General features: G+C 61.6%; 21 protein-coding genes. 10 read left to right on the top strand and 11 right to left on the bottom strand.

All coding sequences use genetic code 11. From position 1 onward, the window contains the following. Positions 1 to 192: 192 nt before the first annotated feature. Positions 193 to 972 carry a response regulator transcription factor gene (locus SS05631_RS22135; RefSeq protein WP_037419356.1) on the bottom strand — a complete coding sequence of 260 codons (780 nt, stop codon included), beginning with the start codon at positions 970 to 972 and terminating at the stop codon, positions 193 to 195. A 936-nt stretch (positions 973 to 1,908) separates the two neighbouring features. Here SS05631_RS22135 and SS05631_RS22130 point away from each other — a divergent pair. The 3 genes from SS05631_RS22130 to SS05631_RS22120 all read left to right on the top strand — a co-directional run bounded on the left by SS05631_RS22130 (position 1,909) and on the right by SS05631_RS22120 (position 4,407). Further along, positions 1,909 to 2,625: a response regulator transcription factor gene (locus SS05631_RS22130; RefSeq protein WP_244412169.1), complete on the top strand. Its 717-nt coding sequence runs from the start codon at positions 1,909 to 1,911 to the stop codon at positions 2,623 to 2,625. Positions 2,626 to 3,041: 416 nt separating this feature from the next. Beyond that, the gene (locus tag SS05631_RS22125) at positions 3,042 to 4,016 is read left to right on the top strand and encodes an AraC family transcriptional regulator (protein ID WP_037419509.1); all 975 of its coding nucleotides are present in this window, start codon (positions 3,042 to 3,044) and stop codon (positions 4,014 to 4,016) included. Positions 4,017 to 4,191: 175 nt separating this feature from the next. Further along, positions 4,192 to 4,407 (top strand): hypothetical protein, encoded by a 216-nt coding sequence (locus SS05631_RS22120; RefSeq protein WP_037419352.1) that lies wholly within the window; start codon positions 4,192 to 4,194, stop codon positions 4,405 to 4,407. Between the two features lie 35 nt (positions 4,408 to 4,442). On the opposite strand, the gene ugpC is transcribed toward SS05631_RS22120, so the two are convergent. The 6 genes from ugpC to SS05631_RS22090 form a co-directional block, all read right to left on the bottom strand. Then, the gene (gene ugpC, locus SS05631_RS22115) at positions 4,443 to 5,519 is read right to left on the bottom strand and encodes a sn-glycerol-3-phosphate ABC transporter ATP-binding protein UgpC (RefSeq protein ID WP_037419349.1); all 1,077 of its coding nucleotides are present in this window, start codon (positions 5,517 to 5,519) and stop codon (positions 4,443 to 4,445) included. After that, entirely contained in the window at positions 5,520 to 7,442 is a 1,923-nt protein-coding gene (locus SS05631_RS22110; protein WP_083854049.1) for a glycoside hydrolase family 127 protein, read from the bottom strand. A gap of 17 nt (positions 7,443 to 7,459) precedes the next feature. Continuing rightward, positions 7,460 to 8,323, bottom strand: coding sequence for a carbohydrate ABC transporter permease (locus tag SS05631_RS22105; protein ID WP_037419342.1), 864 nt, complete (start codon positions 8,321 to 8,323; stop codon positions 7,460 to 7,462). Continuing rightward, positions 8,320 to 9,237 (bottom strand): sugar ABC transporter permease, encoded by a 918-nt coding sequence (locus SS05631_RS22100; RefSeq protein ID WP_050988256.1) that lies wholly within the window; start codon positions 9,235 to 9,237, stop codon positions 8,320 to 8,322. The genes SS05631_RS22105 and SS05631_RS22100 overlap by 4 nt, the downstream gene beginning before the upstream one ends. A gap of 63 nt (positions 9,238 to 9,300) precedes the next feature. After that, entirely contained in the window at positions 9,301 to 10,536 is a 1,236-nt protein-coding gene (locus SS05631_RS22095; RefSeq protein WP_037419339.1) for a sugar ABC transporter substrate-binding protein, read from the bottom strand. Between the two features lie 97 nt (positions 10,537 to 10,633). Continuing rightward, complete coding sequence (locus tag SS05631_RS22090; RefSeq protein ID WP_037419336.1) at positions 10,634 to 11,653, bottom strand: LacI family DNA-binding transcriptional regulator; 1,020 nt, start codon at positions 11,651 to 11,653, stop codon at positions 10,634 to 10,636. 316 nt (positions 11,654 to 11,969) lie between these two features. Between SS05631_RS22090 and SS05631_RS22085 the strand changes: the two genes are divergently transcribed. Further along, positions 11,970 to 12,131 (top strand): Thivi_2564 family membrane protein, encoded by a 162-nt coding sequence (locus SS05631_RS22085; RefSeq protein WP_018237148.1) that lies wholly within the window; start codon positions 11,970 to 11,972, stop codon positions 12,129 to 12,131. 550 nt (positions 12,132 to 12,681) lie between these two features. On the opposite strand, the gene SS05631_RS22075 is transcribed toward SS05631_RS22085, so the two are convergent. Continuing rightward, a complete protein-coding gene (locus tag SS05631_RS22075) occupies positions 12,682 to 13,026 on the bottom strand; it encodes a hypothetical protein (RefSeq protein ID WP_037419330.1) in 345 nt (114 codons plus the stop codon). A gap of 334 nt (positions 13,027 to 13,360) precedes the next feature. After that, the gene (locus SS05631_RS22070; RefSeq protein ID WP_037419328.1) at positions 13,361 to 14,458 is read right to left on the bottom strand and encodes a DUF475 domain-containing protein; all 1,098 of its coding nucleotides are present in this window, start codon (positions 14,456 to 14,458) and stop codon (positions 13,361 to 13,363) included. A gap of 413 nt (positions 14,459 to 14,871) precedes the next feature. Between SS05631_RS22070 and SS05631_RS22065 the strand changes: the two genes are divergently transcribed. The 6 genes from SS05631_RS22065 (at position 14,872) to SS05631_RS22040 (ending at position 17,984) form a co-directional block, all read left to right on the top strand. Next, complete coding sequence (locus tag SS05631_RS22065) at positions 14,872 to 15,123, top strand: DUF982 domain-containing protein (RefSeq protein ID WP_037419326.1); 252 nt, start codon at positions 14,872 to 14,874, stop codon at positions 15,121 to 15,123. Between the two features lie 75 nt (positions 15,124 to 15,198). Then, complete coding sequence (locus tag SS05631_RS22060) at positions 15,199 to 15,489, top strand: DUF982 domain-containing protein (RefSeq protein ID WP_037419324.1); 291 nt, start codon at positions 15,199 to 15,201, stop codon at positions 15,487 to 15,489. Between the two features lie 187 nt (positions 15,490 to 15,676). After that, positions 15,677 to 16,099, top strand: coding sequence for a low affinity iron permease family protein (locus tag SS05631_RS22055; RefSeq protein WP_037419503.1), 423 nt, complete (start codon positions 15,677 to 15,679; stop codon positions 16,097 to 16,099). A 141-nt stretch (positions 16,100 to 16,240) separates the two neighbouring features. Then, positions 16,241 to 16,615 carry a hypothetical protein gene (locus SS05631_RS22050; protein ID WP_037419321.1) on the top strand — a complete coding sequence of 125 codons (375 nt, stop codon included), beginning with the start codon at positions 16,241 to 16,243 and terminating at the stop codon, positions 16,613 to 16,615. A 2-nt stretch (positions 16,616 to 16,617) separates the two neighbouring features. After that, positions 16,618 to 17,400 carry an SDR family NAD(P)-dependent oxidoreductase gene (locus SS05631_RS22045; RefSeq protein ID WP_037419318.1) on the top strand — a complete coding sequence of 261 codons (783 nt, stop codon included), beginning with the start codon at positions 16,618 to 16,620 and terminating at the stop codon, positions 17,398 to 17,400. A gap of 275 nt (positions 17,401 to 17,675) precedes the next feature. After that, positions 17,676 to 17,984, top strand: coding sequence for a DUF6074 family protein (locus tag SS05631_RS22040; protein WP_037419315.1), 309 nt, complete (start codon positions 17,676 to 17,678; stop codon positions 17,982 to 17,984). 21 nt (positions 17,985 to 18,005) lie between these two features. Here SS05631_RS22040 and SS05631_RS22035 read toward each other — a convergent pair whose 3' ends face one another. After that, positions 18,006 to 18,275, bottom strand: coding sequence for a DUF982 domain-containing protein (locus SS05631_RS22035; RefSeq protein ID WP_037419312.1), 270 nt, complete (start codon positions 18,273 to 18,275; stop codon positions 18,006 to 18,008). Next, positions 18,263 to 18,760, bottom strand: a complete 498-nt coding sequence (locus SS05631_RS22030; protein ID WP_037419310.1) for a CBS domain-containing protein — start codon at positions 18,758 to 18,760, stop codon at positions 18,263 to 18,265. The genes SS05631_RS22035 and SS05631_RS22030 overlap by 13 nt, the downstream gene beginning before the upstream one ends. Positions 18,761 to 18,852: the final 92 nt, after the last annotated feature.

The raw sequence follows: 18,852 nt of genomic DNA, 5'->3' as shown, positions 1-18,852 counted from the left end.
AGCATCGGATTAGGTGACGCCTGATCGCATTTGACAATTGCAGAAAAAGAGGGGATGGCTACCGCCTTAGACGGCTCACCGGTCTCCCCCATCCGCCTTTCGCAGTATTCACGGCGCAATTGGAAGCGGCAAGCGGCCGATGATGCGACCGCAGCGGACCGGCTTTCCGGCACCCAGCCCTGCCGGAGGCGCTCAGGTCGTGGAGCGGAACTCCTTCAGCGCCGATGACTTCCGGTCCTGAAAGCTGCGATAACGAGCCGCCGCCTCGGTCCGGTTGTGAGCGCCCAGCTTGGTGATGATATTGTGCAGGTGGATTTTCACAGTATGTTCCGACAGGCGGATTTCAGCCGCGATGAGCTTGTTCTGCAGCCCGCGGGAAACCATCTCGAGAATCTGCAGTTCGCGGGCGGTCAGGTCGGCAACTCCCTCGACCTCGCTGTGCGCGTTCGTGGCGATCCCATTGTCGGACGGCAAGTGGTGAGCGCCTTTGCTGGCCTGGAAGATCAGTTCCGGCGGAAAATAGGCGCCGCCGCAGAGCATCAGCCGGATCACCGACAGCCATACGTCAAGTCTGACGTTCATGGGCAGCATGCCCCGGACGAGGGGCGACCTCAGAAGATCGGCGAAGGACGTATTCTGGCCCTGTCTATGCGGTTCAATGACCGCCGTGAGGGCTTGAGGGTGCAGGTGCAAGAGCCGGGTAGCGGCTCCCTCGAGTGCCCTCATCAGGCCGATGTCGACAAGAATCAAGGCGACTGGATACAGGAAGGACCGGCATGCGGCATCGACGTCGTCGACCTGGTCGACGAGCACCCATGGAAATTCGCGTTCCATCGCCTCGATTAGCCGCTCCGAAACGCTTCCGACGCTCGATACGATCAGAATGACGCGGCGGGGCTCTGCCCGCCGTTTACCCTCCGCAAAGCCTGAGGCTCCAACTCTACCCTGATCAGCCACGTTCCGTAACGCCATACCCCTCACCCGCTCCATCGATCGGCAACTGCTGGTCGATCGAACCTGCGCAATTCACGTCGCTTACGCGAACTCTAGCTGAGGGCGCACCCAGTAGCGACGAAGCAAAAAGTGTGACCTATCCATTGAAAGTTTACTGGTCGGCGAAGCTTTGCCTGCCCTGCTTCATCCAAATGAACGAGAGCAGTACCGCGACAGCATCCATCTAGTGAAGCCTTGAGAGCCCTCTGCGCGCGCTAGGGCGCAGCCGCATGACGAGGGCGCCAGCAAGCGTCGAAGCTAAGTGAGATCGCAGACGTTGATCCCCATTGTTCCGTTCCGTCCTGCACCGATATATTTGCTGAGGAATTGGCAACACTCGCGAAGTCCTGGGATGTCGTCCAAGACCAGTGATGTATCGCTCGACGGACCCCAAGGATTGACCTCAAATCGATCTCGCAACGGAATAAGTCCGGAAGTGCCTTTCTCTAGCAGCTGCGGTTGCTCATGCACCGATCGCCACGGCATTTGGAACGCGAACTAGGTCAATTAAAAGAAGGGTTTGAGGATAGAGAAAGCTGCGCCAAAAGGCGTATGTTCTTTCCTCGCCATATGCTTCAAGTGTACACATTTTTCTGCACTGTTCAGACGCGAACAAATGACAGAGACTACGATAACGATATTGCCGATATATTTTTGATATTATCTCGCACTTTTTCAGAATCCTCAGATTCTTATAGTAATTAGTATTGTTTCGAGGAAAATGTGGTTAACGAAGTAAGCGCGTTTCGCAATAGCCCAGAAAACAGCTCCCTCGACCCCAACGAAAGTTTGACGAGCGGCGGAGGGGAACCGGCCGTAAGCTCTTCCGGCCCGATCGACCGCGGGGAGGCCCAGGCCAACGCTGCTCCCGACGACGCCGGTGAAACACCGCACGAGACGGAAACGGAAGCGCGGCTGCCGCAAGAGCGGCACCTTGTGGTCATCGACGGGCGGGTGCTCTGGCGCGACAGCCTTGCACGAAACATCGCCGCCGACCATCCCGGCAAGCCCATCCTCACATTCGAGTCCTCCGCCGAATGGAGACGGCAACGCGAGGAAACTGCGCCGCCGTCGGCCATCCTCTTGAACATCGCCGACAAGAAGATTGATGATCCGGCTATCGAACAGGACATCACGGCACTCGCATCAGAGGTCGCCCCGGTTCCGGTGATCGTCCTGTCCGACAGGGACGACCTGACCCAGATCGTAAAAGCGCTGAGATGTGGCGCAAAAGGCTATATTCCTTCCTCGGTAAGCGTCGATGTCTGCATCGAGGCTATCTCGCTTTCCCTGGCTGGCGGCATCTTCGTTCCCGCAAGCAGCGTGTTCGCGATGCGCCACCTGTTCGAAACGGAGGGCGCCGCCGAGCGACCGTTGGCCGGTCTGTTCACCGACCGCCAGGCGGAGGTGGTGGAGGCCCTGCGGCGTGGGAAGGCAAACAAGGTCATCGCCTACGAGCTCAACCTGCGGGAAAGCACGGTCAAGGTCCACGTCCGCAACATCATGAAGAAGATCAAGGCGGCCAACAGGACCGAGGTCGCCTACAAGATCAACGACCTGTTTCCGGATCACCCCTCACAGGAACCACGTGTGACGAGCGCGGACGATCGCGGCTCCGACAAGCGCGAATGAGGCGACATCGCTTCTGCCGTCCTGCGATAAGGCCAAGGGTAGAGTGTTGTTGCAGTCAGGCAGAAATCACCCGACCTTCGGCGCCGAATCGACGCGGCAAGCACGTGGCGCAGAGCAAGTTCGATCGCAGGTAGATCGCCTTGCCGACCTCATGAAACGCAATATCCATAGCGCGCAACTTCTGTCCGTATGACGCCGAGATGTCTTGGCCGCGCGATATTTTTGTGGAGCTTTAGTCCGTCCGGAAGGACGAATAGCGCCGTGCGATTCTTCATTCGCGAGAATGGGATGGCGGGATAGCTTCGCACACCCCGGGAAGCGGAAAACAGGTGGCGCCGGCAGCTGCAGCCGGCGGCCTCTATTTCCGCTTTGCCCTGTGGCCAGACCCGCCTCCGCTTGGGGAAGGTAACAGCGAAGTGGACAGGATCTCTATTGCAGCCACGTCATTTCGCGGCGTCGATCCGGATGAACTTGCAGCCGTTCTGTCCACGCCTGCTTCTCTAATCAAAGTCAACAGGCTGAGTGGTGAAGCACTTTCGTTTGACTGCGAGTTCTATTCCACCGGGGTTATATCCTTCGGCAGCTGCGCCTATGAAGGCGAAATGGAATGCAGGCGGCAGGCGCCGAGCGACAAGCTGCTGATCTTCCTGCCGACACGAGGAGCTGCCCTGTTCGAGCCCGGCGGCAGGGAAATCTGGTCGCGGCCGGGACAGGGAACGATCGTCGATGGAGCGCGCAGTGAAGGCGTTCGGCTATATGGCCCGCGCCGGCACCTCACCTTGTTCATCGACCAGGGCAAGATTGCCAATCACCTGATCAGCATTCTGGAGCGGACCATCAGCGGCAATATCGAGTTCTACCCGCATATGGATCTCAGCGCCGGGCCGGGGCTGGCTTTGGCACAACTTGTCGAAACCACCTGCGAGGGGCTGCGGGGCGATGCCCCTTTGCGGCAATCGCCGCTGGCTCTCGCGTCGCTCGGCGATGCGGTGACCCATCTCATACTGGAAGCCGTTCCGCATCGCTACTCGGACCAGCTTGCCAGTACGGCGCCGCTGCCGGCGCCGAGGCATGTGAAATGGGCGATCGATTTCATGCATGCCCATATCGCGGAGCCGATTACCATGGCGGATATCGCCGCGGCGGCGAAGGTCAGCGTCCGCACGCTGCAGCAGGGATTCCGGCAGTTCCGCATGACCACCCCCATGGCCTATCTGCACGAAATGCGGCTGACCGCCGCCCACCAGGATCTCATCAACACCCATGAGACCCATAGCGTCGCCGATATCGCCTTGAAATGGGGCTTCACCCATCTTGGCCGCTTCGCAGCCGACTACAAGAAGCGCTTCGGCGTCCTGCCTTCGCAAACGATGCGAGGCGGAAAGCGCTGAGGGCAGGCGGCAAAGGCAGGGCCGGCTCTGACGCAACGCGGCTACCAGCCTGTCGAGCCGCAGAAGAGCCGCCCGACAACAGCCTGTTACCATGGGAACGCCGAATTACGGCAGAGCTGTCGATAAAAGGAGCGGCGCAACTGGACGCGCCAGCATCCGAACGAAGAACCTACCGATGACGCCTAAACGTTTTGCCGAATGTCTCGCCAGTTTGCGATGGACGACGATCGACCTGACATCCGCACTCCAATGCCAGCTCGCCTGGATCGAGGCGATGGAAAGCGGACAGGCCGAAATCCCGGAAGACCTGGCCTGCTGGCTGGAAAGCCTTGCGAAATGCCATGAGGCGGCGGGCATTCCAATCCGCTATCGCGACCTTGCGCAGTTTTGACGGGAGGTCTGCGGCTTCCGTCCGGCGCGCCAGGTTCAGGCAATCCGCGCGCCGCTCGCATCGAAATACCGCCTGCGCTCGCGCGGCGCTGTCAGCCATACTGTCGATCCCGACGGAATGTCGTCGCTCTCCCGCAACTCCACAACGACATTCTGTCCGTCGCCGAGCCTGCAATAGACATAGCGCGTGCCACCAAGATATTCGGTGAATTCCACGGTCGCCTGCACGGCATCCGGTCCGCTGGCGACGATCCTAATATGTTCGGGCCGCATGCCGAAGACGATCCTATCGCCGGGTCGAAGTCCATCCAGGCGCGCGTCCATCTCGCAGCCGGCGAGCCGCATCTTTCCCGGGCCTCGCCATTCCGCGTCGAGCAGGTTCATGCGCGGCGAGCCGATGAAGCCGGCGACGAAGGTGTTGAGGGGATTCTCGTAGACATCGCGCGGCGCCCCCGTCTGCTCGATCCTGCCGTCCCGCAGGATGACGATCTGATCGGCAAGCGTCATCGCCTCGGTCTGATCATGCGTCACATAGATCATCGTGTTGCCGAGTTCGCGGTGCAGCCGCGCGATCTCCACACGCATCGAGACGCGCAGCTCGGCATCGAGATTAGAGAGCGGCTCGTCGAACAGGAAGACGTCCGGCTTACGCACGATCGCCCGGCCGATCGCCACGCGCTGGCGCTGGCCGCCCGACAATTGTCCCGGCCGCCGGTCGAGCAGATGGTCGATCTTGAGGATCCCGGCCGCTTGCCCGACGCGCCGCTCTATTTCGGTACGCTCGGTACGGGCCATCTTCAGTCCGAATGCGAGATTGTCTCGCACACTCATATGCGGATAAAGCGCATAGGACTGAAAGACCATGGCAATGCCGCGCTCGGACGGATCGAGATCCGTCACGTCGCGACCCTTGATGGCGATTTCCCCGTCGGTCACCTCCTCGAGCCCGGCGATCATCCGCAACAGCGTCGATTTCCCGCAACCCGACGGGCCGACGAAGACGACGAAGTCTCCGTCCCTGATCGTCAGATCAATGCCATGGACGACCTGCAGCGCACCGAAGCTCTTGCGCACGTCGCTGAGTGCCACACCGATCCTATCTCGTTCGGTCATCTAGGCGCCACGCTTCTCGGCTTGCAGCCAGACGAGCATTTCGCCGGGCGCGCGGTTGTCCCAGAGGTGGTAAGGCACCAGGCGCAGATTTGCCTCGTGCCTGGTCGGCGGTGTGGCGCGATACAGCGCCTTGCCCCAGTCCGTCGGGTCCTCGCGCTCGACCGGCAACTCCACGGCGATCGCATCTTCGAGGTCTTTCATGATCGACGTCTTCGTTTCAGGAAGGTCCTTCGGCACGACGATGGCACTGAGATTGCCGCCATTGTCGATCTCCTCGGCGCAATAGACCAGTGGCCCGCGCATCAGCGCGACACGGCCGGCATCCTGCCGAACTTTCGGATTGGCGTATTGCGGCCGAAGGGTCAGCGGCAGGTCGAGCGAAACCTCGTCGCCATCGGTCCACGTTCGCTCGATGCGGGCATAGCCGTCCAGCATCAGGGCATCGAGATCGATGCGGCCGCCATTGACCGAAAGGCTGGCGCCATCCGCCCATTCCGGAATGCGCAAAGACAAGGCGAATTGCCGCGGCTGCTTGAGTTCGAGCCGGGTCGAGACCTTACCGTCCCAGGGATAATTGGTGACTTGCCGCAACGTGACGCCAGAGCCGCCCAGTTCCAGCCGCGCGGTACTTTCCCCATAGAGATGAACGGCGATCTCGTCGGCCGCGACGCCATACATATAGGCACCCACCGAGGCGACGAGCCGGGCGATATTGGGCGGGCAGCAGGGGCAATTGTGCCACTTCCAACGATGATGCTTGCCGGTGCTTTCCAGCGGATTGTCATAGAAGAAGGTCTTGCCGTCCAGTGAAAGACCGGTCAGCGCGCCGTTGTAGAGCGCCTGTTCCATGATGTCGGCGAAGCGCCGGTTCGGGCCGCGCCCTAGCATGCGGCTTGCCCAGAAGACCAGCGCGACCGAGGCGCAGGTCTCGGCATAGGCCGTGTCGTTCGGCAGGTCGTAATAGTCCGTGAAGCCTTCGTTCTTCGCCGACGGGCCGATCCCGCCCGTGACATACATCTGCTTGGTCGTCAGATCGTCCCACAATGTCTCGAGTGCTGTTGTGAGCGTGTCGTCCTTGTACTCCGTGGCGAGATCGGCCATGCCTGAATACATATACATGGCGCGAACCGCATGGCCGACGACCTTCTTCTGCCGGCGCACGGGCTCGTGGGACTGGCTGTATTCGTAGGTCTTTTGGATATAGTCCTTGGGCGAACGGCCGTCGCGGATCGCCTCCTCCGTGAAGAAGTGCGGCTCCTGGCCACGCTCATCGATGAAGAACTTCGAAAGCTCGAGATACTTCTTCTCGCCGGTGACGCGCGCCAGCTTAACAAGCGCAAGCTCGATTTCCTGATGGCCGCAATAGCCGGCGATCTGCCCCTCGCCATGGCCGAATTTGCCGATCATGTAGTCGGCAAAGCGGCACATGATGTCGAGCAGCTTGCGCTTGCCGGTCGCCTGGAAATAGGCGACCGCCGCTTCGATGAGATGACCGGCACAATAGAGCTCGTGATGGTCGCGCAGGTTCGTCCAGCGCCGCTCCGGCTGCACGCGCTGGAACCAGGAATTCAGATAGCCGTCCTTGTCCTGCAGCCGCTCATACATGTCGATGATCTCATCGGCTCTGGCCTCCAGGTGCGGATTGGGCTTGCGGTAGAGCGAATAGGCAATGGTTTCGATCGACTTCGCCAGATCGCTGTCCCAGAACATCTGGGTCGTTCCGCCCCACGGCTGGATGGGGATGATGATCCCCGGTCCCGGGCGCCTCACGTCGAGCGCCTGCAACATCCCCGCCTCGACGCAACGGTCGAGCAGGATCTCGGCCGTGGCGTTGCAGACAGCGTCCTGCCACTTGCCCCAAAATCCCCCGACTTGCACATCCGGAACGGCCACGGGCCTGAACTGACGGTCCTTCTTGCTCATGATATCCCTTTCTCTCGTCATTTGACCGCGCCGGCCATCAGCCCGCGCATGTAGTAGCGTTGCAACAGCAGGAAGACGATGAGACACGGCACCACCATGACGGCAACGCCGGCCTGGACTGCACCCCAGTTGATCGCTCCGAGGCGACCGGCGCGGACGGCCGTCATCAGCACCGGTAGCGTATAATTGTCATTGCTGGAGAGCAGCACGAGGGCCGCGAAGAACTCGTTCCAGGCATTGAGAAAGGCAAAGATCGACACCGTCGCGACGCCGGGCATGACAAGCGGCAACAGCACCCGCACCAGCAGCTTCAGGTCGCGCGCGCCGTCGATGCGGGCCGCCTCCTCGATCTCTTTCGGCACCGCATCGAAGGCGTTGCGCATCATGAAGACCGAGAACGGCAGTTGCAGCGTCACATAGACGAGCATCAGGCCGAACAGCGAATTGTTGAGTCCGAGCCGCGCCAGGATGATGAAAAGCGGCGTCAGGATCGACTGGAACGGGATCATCAGCGTCGCGATGATCAGGACGAAAAGCGCATTCTTCAAAGGAAAGCGGTAGCGGGAGAAGCCATAGCCGGCAAGCACGCTGATCGCGACGGTCAAGACCACCGTTCCAAGCGACACCACCAGCGAGTTCATCGTGTGCTGCCAGACACCAGAGCCGAAGCCGTCGAGGATGCGATAAGCATCGAAGCTGATACCCGACAGCGGCCATGGCGGCAGCGGCGGCAGACCGGATTCGCTGTTCGGCCGGAACGATGCCAGGAAGCCGATGCCGAAAGGAGCCAGGAAGAAGAACGCCGTGCCGATGCCGATCCCGTGATAGGCGACCCGGTCGCGCAGCGCCTTGCGGGCGCGGATTTCCCGGCGCGTCCTCATGGCCTCTCATCCCCCACCTTGAGCAGCCAGAGCTGGAAAATGCTGATGGTGACGAGAATGGCGAGGAGCGCGATCGACAGCGCCGCGCCATAGCCGAGATTGAAGGACACGAAGGACTGGTTGAAGATGTAGTAGACGACCGAGATCATGCGGTTCTGCGGGCCGCCGCTGGTCATGATATAGAACTGGTCGAAGGCGAGGATGGAGCCGGTGACCGACAGGATCAGCGCCAGCGCCATGGTCCGACGCATCAGCGGCAGCGTCAGGTAACGGAAGCGCTGCCACCGCCTCGCGCCGTCGATACGGGCCGCCTCCGTCAGCTCCGCCGGAATCGCCTGCAGCCCGGTGAGCAGGATGATCATAGTGAAGCCGGCGATCTTCCAGACGACCATGACGATGATGGTCAGGAATGCCGTATCGAAATCGGCCAGCAGATTGATGCGGCCACCGGTTAACCCGAGCCGCTGAATGAGCGGGGCGAAGAGGCCGCTGTCGACATTGGCAAGCCACACCCACAGCAGCGAGGCCGAGGCGAGCCCGACGACGACCGGCAGGAAGATGATCGTTCGATAGGCGGAAACCAGCGGCCGCGGCTTCTCGACGAACATCGCCAGCGGAAAGGCGACGGCGAAGATCGCGATGGTGACGATGATCGTATAGTGCGCCGTAAAGCTGAGCGCCGCCATGAAGCGCGCGTCGCTCACCATGCGGACATAGTTGCCGAAACCGATCCAGGCGGGCGTGCCGAGCAGCGGCCATTTGTGCAGGCTCATCCAGACGGTGAAGAGCACCGGCAGGACAAAGAACACGGTGACCAGCGCCATCGCCGGCGCGATGTAGAGCAGGCCGCGCCAGCCGGACCGCTTCCTCCTGCAGTGGCGCGGCGACGAAGATGCGATGTCCGACATCGTCATGAGTGATTTCTTCGATCCCCTTGCGTGTGCTGGAAGGGCAAATTGCCCTCCCAGCGCTACGGGTTACTGGCCCGCGTCGATGATCGACTGCATCTCGGACTGCGCGTTGGAGAAGGCGCCGTCGACGTCGTCACCGTAGATTGCCGCATTGATGAAGGTTGCCCACGGGCCGTTCGATGAGTTGATCAGATCGTTGAACTGCAGCGTATAGGGCGTCTTTGCGACGGCGATCGCCTCGATGCCGACCTTGAGGCGCGGATCGAGCCCTTCGAGAACCTCACCGGCAATATCGCCGCGGGTCGGCAGGCTGCCGTATTTCGCCATGATCTTCTGGCCCTCCATCGAATAGGTATATTCGAGGAATTTCTTGACCGCTTCCAGCTTCGGCGTGCCCTTGGTGACGACGAAGTTGTCGCCGCCGGCAAAGGAAGACGGCTTGCCGTCGACGCCCGGGATCAGCGTGACGCCGAAGTCGATCTCCGGATGCTGGGTGACCAGCGTGCCGATGGCGAAGGCACCGATGCTCTGCTGGCCGATCTTGCCGTTCGTAAAGGTCAGGAAATTGACGCCGTTGTCGCTGGCGGAACCGGCGGGGACCGTGTCCTTGGCGACGAGGTTGCGATAAATGTCGACGGCCTTGCGCATTTCAGGCGTGTCGAGTGTCGCCTTTTTGCTGTCGGTCGAGAGGATGTCGGCGCCCGCCCCCCAGACGAGCGGCGTAAAGGTGAAGATCATGCAGCCGCCGCAGCCGCCTCCGGAGAAGTAGAAGCCATAGGTCTCGCCGCCCAGCGCCCGGATCTTCTCGGCATTGGCGGTGATCTCCTCCCAGGTTTTCGGCGCCTTTTCCGGATCGAGGCCTGCTTTGCGGTAGAGTTCCTTGTTCCAGGCGAAGATCGAGGTCTCGACCGAAAGCGGAAGGCCGTAGATCTTGTTCTCATAGGTGCCGAGCTTGACATGCGACGGCGACAGCGAATTGAAATAAGGAAGCGATTTCGCCCATTCGCTGAGGTCCTCGAGCTGCCCGGCGGCCGCAAAAGCCGGCGTATAGATGAGGTCGAGCGACAGCGCATCCGGCGCCTCGCCGCCGGCGATGGCGGTGGCATATTTCTGCACAAGTTCGGAAAAGGGAACTTCGGTGAGTTCCACCTTGTCCTCACCGGCAGCATTATAGGCCTTGACGACTTCCTTGAAGGAGTCGCCGATGCCAGAGCGCACCCACATGCTGATCGTTTCGGCGGAAGCAACGGAGAGCCCCAGCCCGTAGGCAAGCGTCGTTGCGGCAAGTAATCTCTTCAACACTTTCCATTCCTCCTCTTGACCGGAGTCGCCTCAATGCAGGCCCCCTCCTCCTCGCTCAGTCGCACTCGGCCGGCGAGGCCTAACCAGGCGCGCTCATTCAGTTGGTCTGGGCGCCACCACAGGATTGCCGGACGACCAGCTTGCAGGGCAGCTTGCGCAAGCCCGGCTCGGCCGGGCGTCCTTCGGCAAGTGCAAGCACCATCAACCCGGCCTCCCTGCCGAGTTCCTTCAAGTTCATGTCGATTGTCGTCAGCGGCGGTCGGGTCTGTTCGGCCAGGATTTCCCAATTGTCGAAGCCGATGACGGAAACCTCCTCCGGCACCCGGACGCCACGCTCCCGAAGCGCATCGATGACGCCGCGGGCGATCTGGTCGTTGCCGCAGAAGATGCCGTCCGGCAGCACGCCGCCGGCACCCCACAGATCGGCAATCGCCTGGTGCCCCCAACTCTCCGACCAGACGCCATAGCGCACCGAGCCAGCCTCGCCCGCCTCGTTTATGAAGGCGGAGGCGCGCTCGCGTACGGAAACGAAATCCTCGGGGCCGGTGATATGCACCAGCCTGCGGCGACCGAGCTTCTTGAGCCAGGCCGTGGCGAGCGTCGCCCCCTGCGCGTCGTCGGCCGTGAATGTGACACTTTCCGGCGCTCCGGCGGTGAAGGCATAGATAACGGGCACCGGCAGGCCAGCGAGATCGACCGGGAGAGACCTGTCGATCCGCTTGCCTGTCGCGATGATGCCGTCCACCTGCTTGTCCAGCATGGCGTCGACATGGACCTTGCCGAGGACCGGATCGTCCTCGATGGCGCAGAGGAAGACCGAGACGCCGTGATCGACCAACGCCTCCGAAACGCCGGCCATGACCGGCAGGGTGAAGCGGCCATAGGTGTCGTTGGTCAGAAGCCCGATGGTGAACGACCGGCTCGAGAGCAGCCCCCGCGCCAATGCGTTCGGCCGGAAGCCTATTTCAGCGGCCATCCGCTTGATCCGCGCCCGCGTCTCGGCGGCCATGCGGCCATTGTCGTTCAGCGCCTTCGACACCGTCGAGACACTGACCCCGGCCACCCGCGCCAGATCGTGAATGGTCACGCGTCCGCCTCTGGCCCGCTGCGTCGTCAAATCAGCCTCCGCCTTAGATATAAAGGTGAGAAAACCTTTTCGCACGGCAGATGTCAATATGAGAAAACGTTTTCTCAACTCGCCGGCGTTTCTGGACATCTTCGAAGGTGGAACGCAACACCAGCCGTGCCGCTTGGTCCGTTGCCGCCGACGTGCTCGAAAATTTTCGCGCCACGGCCGATCGAGACGCGCGAATTGAGCGCCGATACTCCCTTGCACGCAAAGCGGCATCTGCAATCTGGCGGCTCAGGTCTTTCCTTCCGCTTCGGCTCCCATAGGTAAAGATTTGTAAGCAACGCAACGGGAGCGGAAATACATGTCCTTACTGATCAGTGTGCTTGTGACCTTCCTCGTCGTCATCCTGGTGCTCTACCTCGTTAACCGGTTGCCGCTGGACGGACGAACCAAGCAAATCGTCCAGGTGATCGTGATCATCATCGGCGTCCTGTCGCTGCTGCGGTATCTCGCGGTTTTCTAATGCAGCCGCGCCAATTGGCAGCAATGCCGATGCAGCCGTTCGTCAACGGCTCTCGCGTCGGGGAAAACAGGCAGTCGGGTTGCGAATCACCCCGTTCAAGGGTGATTATGGGCCGTGTTCACTGATCTCTGATTGCATAGCAGACTGGCCGCTCCAATAATCGAGTCGAGACCATCAACCCAGGATGGGTCTCCAGTATCGGAGGAATTCTTCAATGAACAGAAACGTGATCATCGGTATCATAGTGGTCGCGATCGTCATCCTCGCGGTAATCTTTCTGATGCCGGGTGGCACCGAACAGACCGCCGAGACGCCCCCGGCACCGGCCCCGACAGAACCGGCTCCCGCACCCGCGGCACCCGAACCCGCTCCCGCGCCGGCACCCGAACCCGCACCGACGACGCCGGCACCGGCGACACCAGAACCGACGACCCCGGCGCCCACCACGCCCGCGCCCGCTACGCCGCAATAGCGCTTCGGGCTATCGCGTAGGGAAGACCTCGCGCCCCCTACCGGGCGCGAGTGTCTGAGACTGTCGCTCAGCAGTCCATCAGTCCGTCAAGGCGTGGATGCCGAGCATGTGGACGGTTTCCACCGCCGCCCCGGCTTTCGTGGGCGCCTCTCTTTCGACAGGGTAGTCTTCGATGCTGCCGCCCCGTCCCCATCGCGCGGCAAGACTCATCAGTTCTTCCTGCTCCTTCCGGAGCCGATGCCAGGCGAGAATATCGTCGGCATGGGCGGCATTCAGCCGCGGATCGTAGAAGCGGGTGATTTCTTCGCCGGCATCCCTGCGGGCGGCCTCCAACCGCTGCTTCAACGCGCTCGCCTCGTCCTTCAATTGGAAATAGCGGCGCATGACGGCAATCAGCGCAAGATCGTTCGGGCTGGCGTTCAACAGCGTTCCTCCGCGTCGTTTCCTGATAACCAAGCCTCCGGGAAGCGCGCCCGGCGTGCTCGGCCTTCGCCCGAAACTGTGACCCTTTTCCGGCAAAGAAAGGCATGAAGCGAAATTTCGCGCACGGCACTTCGATGGATGGCGGAGGACATCCGCGTCGCTCCGGCTGACCCGAAATGAGGAGGCAGCGCCGGCTTGCTCCACCTTTCGGCCTGTGCTGTAGAAGGGGCGCGCTGCTGCCGCAAAATGGCTGCGGCGCTGCAGGCAATCAACCAAAACGGAACGGCCCGGCATGGGATTGCCGGGCCGTCCATCTCAAAAGTGGCGTTCGGAACTAGGCTCGAAGCCGCCCGTCCGGCTCGCCCGCCAAAGCCTCGCCTTGCGCCTGGCGTCTGTTGTGGCGAATCGACGACCAGAGCGAAAGGCCGATCAGGCCAGCGCCGCCAAGGCCGGTGATGACCTCGGGGATATGGATGAGGGTCTGGAAGTACATCACCACGGAGAGGATCAGGATCGCGTAGAAAGCGCCGTGTTCCAGATAGCGATATTCGCTGAGCGTTCCCTTTTCGACCAGCATCACCGTCATCGAGCGGACATACATGGCACCGATGCCGAGGCCGATGGCGATGATGAACAGGTTCTGCGTCAGGGCGAAGGCGCCGATGACGCCGTCAAAAGAGAAGCTCGCATCGAGCACTTCCAGATAGAGGAAGGCACCGAAGCCGCCGCGGGCGGCGGCGCTCATCGTCTGCTCCGTGGCATCCAGAAGGCCACCGACGATCTCGACGACGAGGAATGTCAGCAGGCCGTAGACCGCCGCATGCACGAAGGCGATCGCCTCTTCCCCCTCGAGCAAGGTTGAGAAACCGAGAATGAGGGCGAGCACGAAGGCGATCTCGATGCCCCTGATGGTCGCGAAGCGGGCCATCTTGCGCTCGATCCAGGCGATCCAGTGGACGTCCTTCTCATGGTCGAAGAAGTAGTTGAGGCCGACCATCATCAGGAACGTTCCGCCGAAAGCGGCGATCGGCAGATGCGCCTCATGCATGATGCGGGCATATTCCTCCGGCCGGGCCGCTGCGAGGATGATCGCGTCGATCGGCCCGATATTCGCCGCGATCACCACGATCAACAGCGGAAAGACGATGCGCATGCCGAAGACAGCGATGAGGATGCCCCAGGTGAGGAACCGCTGCTGCCAGACGGGTGTCATGTCCTTGAGCTTGTTGGCGTTGACGATGGCATTGTCGAAAGAGAGAGAGATTTCGAGAACAGCGAGGACGGCACAGACGAAGAAGACCGTCAGCATGCCGCTGAGCGTACCGGTCGATTGCCAACCGACCCAGGCGCCGAGAACCAGACCGGCGGCCGTGGTGAGAAAGGCCCACTTGAAATAGTTAAGTGCGGCCGACTGCGAGTGAGACTGTGTCATTGGCGACCCTCCCCTGCCCGCGACTTCGTCGCGTTTGCAACCGGAAGGTTGTTGGATAGAAAAGAACGCACGGCCGAACGGCCACATGCGTGGAGCATGAGTGGAGTTTTCATGGTAGCGTTATCCGCCGGCTGATTTGCTGGCGGTACCGACATCACGAGAGCGCCGTAATAACTCTCGCCAGAGGGGCCCGGCACCAATGTTCCTCCCGCGATCCGATGTCTGAGAGCGGGAGCGTTTCTTTACTTAGCGACATCGAGCTTGGCGTCAAGACGCAAGAGGCAGCAACCATCGGGTTCCCTGCGGCTTTCACACGCGCCGCTGTTGCGGCGACATCGCCGCCGCCAGGGAACCAAAGACCGGCTCCACCAGTTTGATTTCCATCGGCAAACCAGCGGGCGAGGCAAAGCGTCATGCACTGTTTCTGGTGGGACAAGACCGTCGAATTGGAGCTCGGCGGAACGGGTGGTTATCGGGCCGTGAAGAGTACGCGGGAGGCTGTCGAATGCCTGTCGTCGCGTTGGCCGCAAAACCACGGCCGGGCGCTGGCGGCCGCCAAGCGGACCTGCCTCCAAGCACTGGACGGCAAGATCGCGACCGAGAAAGCCCGCAAGGCCTTCATCAAGGCGGCGGAGGAAGCGCACATATCGATTCGCAGTCAATAGCGGCGCATATTCTGATGTAGTCGAAGCCCGCCTTCGCGAGAGCGCCGACACGCAGGAGGGGCGAAAGGAGCGGCCATGATCGAGATCCCCTGGGAAAAACCCGTCAGCCTGAACATGCTGGACGGCAAGTGCCGCACCGTCGTTGGGCCGCTCGACGCAATAAAGTGTCTGCAAAGCGAGTGGCCGGTCCGCCACGGCGCCTATTACGGCTGCGCGGTGCGCACCTGCAATGCGGCGCTGAAGCATCGCAAAAGACCGGAGGAAGCTCGCGCCGCTTTCCTCGCCGCTTCCCGCGAAGCCTTCCTGACGATCGCCGCGCGCGCCGGCGTGGACCTCGCCGGCGATCCACATCGGCGGCTGGAGTGACCTGACCCGTCTTCATCCGCACCTCAAGGCGTTGCCAGCTTCCGACGGCGACATCGACCTCCGGGAACTCTTTTTTGGTTTCGGGCATTTACCGCGAGCCGACGAGAAGCGGATTTCCGCTTCCGGATTGGCCGGCTGCGGCCGGGACAATTCCGTGATTATCGCAATGAAAGGAACGGTCTCTCGGATGGCGAACAACTTCAGCAGATTTTCAACAGCCGTCGCGGAATATTCCGGCAGGCCGGTCACCTTTGTGGTCGCGGTTGCAACGGTCGCGCTTTGGGGTCTCACCGGACCGCTTTTCGATTTCTCCGAGACATGGCAACTGATTATCAACACCGGGACGACGATCGTGACCTTTTTGATGGTCTTCGTTCTCCAGAATTCGCAGAATCGCGATGGCACGGCGCTCCAAGCGAAACTGGATGAGCTCATCCTGACGAGCGAGGCCGAGAACCGTTTCATCGGAATTGAAAAACTCGATGACGGGGAACTGAAGCGTCTTAGCGAACTCTTGAAGGAGCATGCGGCGAGCGAGGGCGATCAGGCGCTGCATCGGAAGATCACCAAGGCCGCCGACCGAAAGCCGAAGCGCGCCGGGATCCGATAGTCCGCGCCCTCGCCGGGTGGAACTAAAAACAACGCAGGGCCGTTTGCCTGCAGGCACAGAGGAAGCGCGAGTCAGAATTTGCCCGGTTGATGAGGTCTTCATCCCAACCCGGCTCGGAACCGCGACAAGGAGGATGAGCATATGCACGTTGTCGGCACACAGGTTATCCCGGAACAGGGGGGAAGGGCCGGTTTCACCGTTGAGTTCGTCGGAGAGGGCGGCGAGATCGTCTCCGTCTCCCTGCGCAACGACGCCGCCCGCAGCCTCAACCGCATGAATGCAGTGGAGCGCGCCAAAGAGGTGATGATGGAACTCGCCAACACCGCGACCGATGTCCTCGAGAATGGCGAAGGCCAAGCGGACCAGACGAACATGCGCCGCAGTGCGCGTCACAACAAGGATACCGACGAGATGGAACGGCAACTCGACGAGGGGCTCGAGGACAGCTTCCCGGCGAGCGACCCCGTTTCCGTGACGGTTTCAACGATTCCGACAGACCGCGCGAAAAAGCACTAGCCATGGGCGGCGTCTCCTCTGTCGCGCTCGTCACCGGCGCGGGATCTGGCATCGGCAGGGCCACGGCACGTGCGCTCGCCAGGAGAGGCACCAGGGTCGGCGTGCTCGGGCGCACACGGCCCGAGCTTGAGGATGTCGCCGGAGAAATCGGCACCGAGGGCGGACAGGCGCTGGTCCTCGAGGCAGACGTCTCCGAGGAAGCACCGATGCGCGAGGCGGTGGACAAGCTCGTGTCCGACTTCGGCGGGCTCGACATCGTCGTCGCGAATGCCGGCATCAACGGCGTCTGGGCGCCAATCGACGATCTCAAGCCCTTCGAATGGGACGAAACGATCGCCGTCAACCTGCGGGGCACCTTTCTCACTCTGCACACGACAGTCCCCCATCTGAAACGAAGCGGTGGTGGCGCCATCGTCGTCGTCTCGTCGATCAACGGTACGCGAACCTTTACCACACCGGGCGCAACGGCCTATACGGCCACCAAGGCTGCCCAGGTCGCCATGGTCCAGCAACTTGCACTCGAACTGGCGAGGCACCAGATCCGGGTCAACGCCGTCTGCCCGGGCGAGATCGACACCAGCATTGCCGAGAATACGAGCTTGCGCCACGAGCAGGAAACGGCGATCGCGGTCGAGTGGCCGGAGGGACAGGTTCCGATCACCGGCGGCAGGCCCGGGCGCAGCGAAGACGTCGCCGAACTCATCCGCTTCCTCGTCTCCGATGAGGCACGGCACATCACCGGCAGTCCCGTCTGGGTCGACGGCGGACAGGGGCTGCTGCGCTGACTGATCCCCGCTTCGGTGACGGAAAAGCCCCGCCGGGTGGCGGGGCCCATTATTCGCATCAGCACTATGGAAAAGCGCGGATCCGTAAGGGGCTTGCGGAGAGGGAACCGTTCCGCGCATTCCGATTGGAAAAACCGGAACCGCTCCGATTTGTTCCCGGCGAGCGGAAATAATCTGTCCTCCTCGGCTGAGGGGCTGCCTTCGGGGACCGGACGAGGAAATCATTAACTATCTTGCCGATAGAGCTTCCCCTAAGGCGAGTGCAGGGTGATTCGATGGAAGCCGAAGTGAACGAGCGGACGAGCATGTTGAAGGCCGGCGGGATTGTCGCATTTCCTCTCGAGGCGCGTAGCGGGGACGTCGATCGTTGCGCCCGGGAACTTGACCGGGTACACGGAATCGCCGCTCTGCAATATTGGAAAATGGAATGCCGCAAGCTTGCGGATGAGCTTTCCCAGCTTGGCCTCAGGGAGGACGAAATCCGCGGCCAAGTGCTCGCCTTCCAGGCCGAAGTTCAGGCCGCCATAGCGCGCCGCTACGAGCCGCCTGCCGCCGGAAAGAACCGATCCGACAGCAGGACATGAGCAGTCGCCGATCCGGCGCTCTCACTCTGTCCAGCTATGGACGGTGAACCGGGCTTCCTCGGCCGCTTTGATGAAGGCGCCGCGAGCAATATCCGGCTCGTCCTGTCCGTCGATCACCCGATCGCAGGCGGCGAGCGCCTCGCTCCTCGCAGTCCCCTCTCCGTCCGCCAATGGCCAATGATTCTTTAGGCAAAGCAATGCGTCACGCGTGCTCTGAACCCGAAGCACGCGGTTCTCTCCTTCGAGTATCACCGCTTCGCTCCACAGGCGGTCCTGCGTCAGGCCGGGCATGGCGTCATTCCTTCAAGCTGCTGTCTTTCCGGTTCGTGGCGGGACATGCCGTCCAGCACGAGGCCGCCGAGTTCCGGGTTAACGCGAATGATGTCTGCGAGCGCGATGATGCCGGCGGCGTGACGCTTTTCGTCGATGACGACGAGCTGCCGAATCCTCAGATCGTGCATCTTCTGGGCCGCGAGCAGGATGCTGTCTCCTTCCTCGCAGGATTCGGCCGCCACCGTCATGAACTCGAACACGGCCGTCGATGTCGACAATCCCTGGGCGACGACCGAGATCAGGATGTCGCGATCGGTGACGATTCCGAGGATCGTACCCACCCCCGGAACTTCGACCGGCAATGCGCCCACTCCGGTCTCCTTCATCAGCCGGGCGACGGACTGCGCCGTATCGGTCGGTGAAACGGTGTAGACCTGGCGTGACATCACATCGCGGACGCGCGACGCCTTATCCATAAGGGCCTTTTCCTCAGGGCCGGCCATCTACAAGGCTCCTGCCATTGACGGAGGCCGGCACCGCGATTTCCTCATCCGGCGATTTCTTGAGCGGCAGGTCGACCTGATGCGGCACGGCC

Origin of the sequence: Sinorhizobium sp. CCBAU 05631 (assembly GCF_002288505.1) — a bacterium.
GTDB classification, from domain to species: Bacteria; Pseudomonadota; Alphaproteobacteria; order Rhizobiales; family Rhizobiaceae; genus Sinorhizobium; species Sinorhizobium fredii_C.
This window is presented reverse-complemented; position numbering and strand designations above follow the sequence as displayed.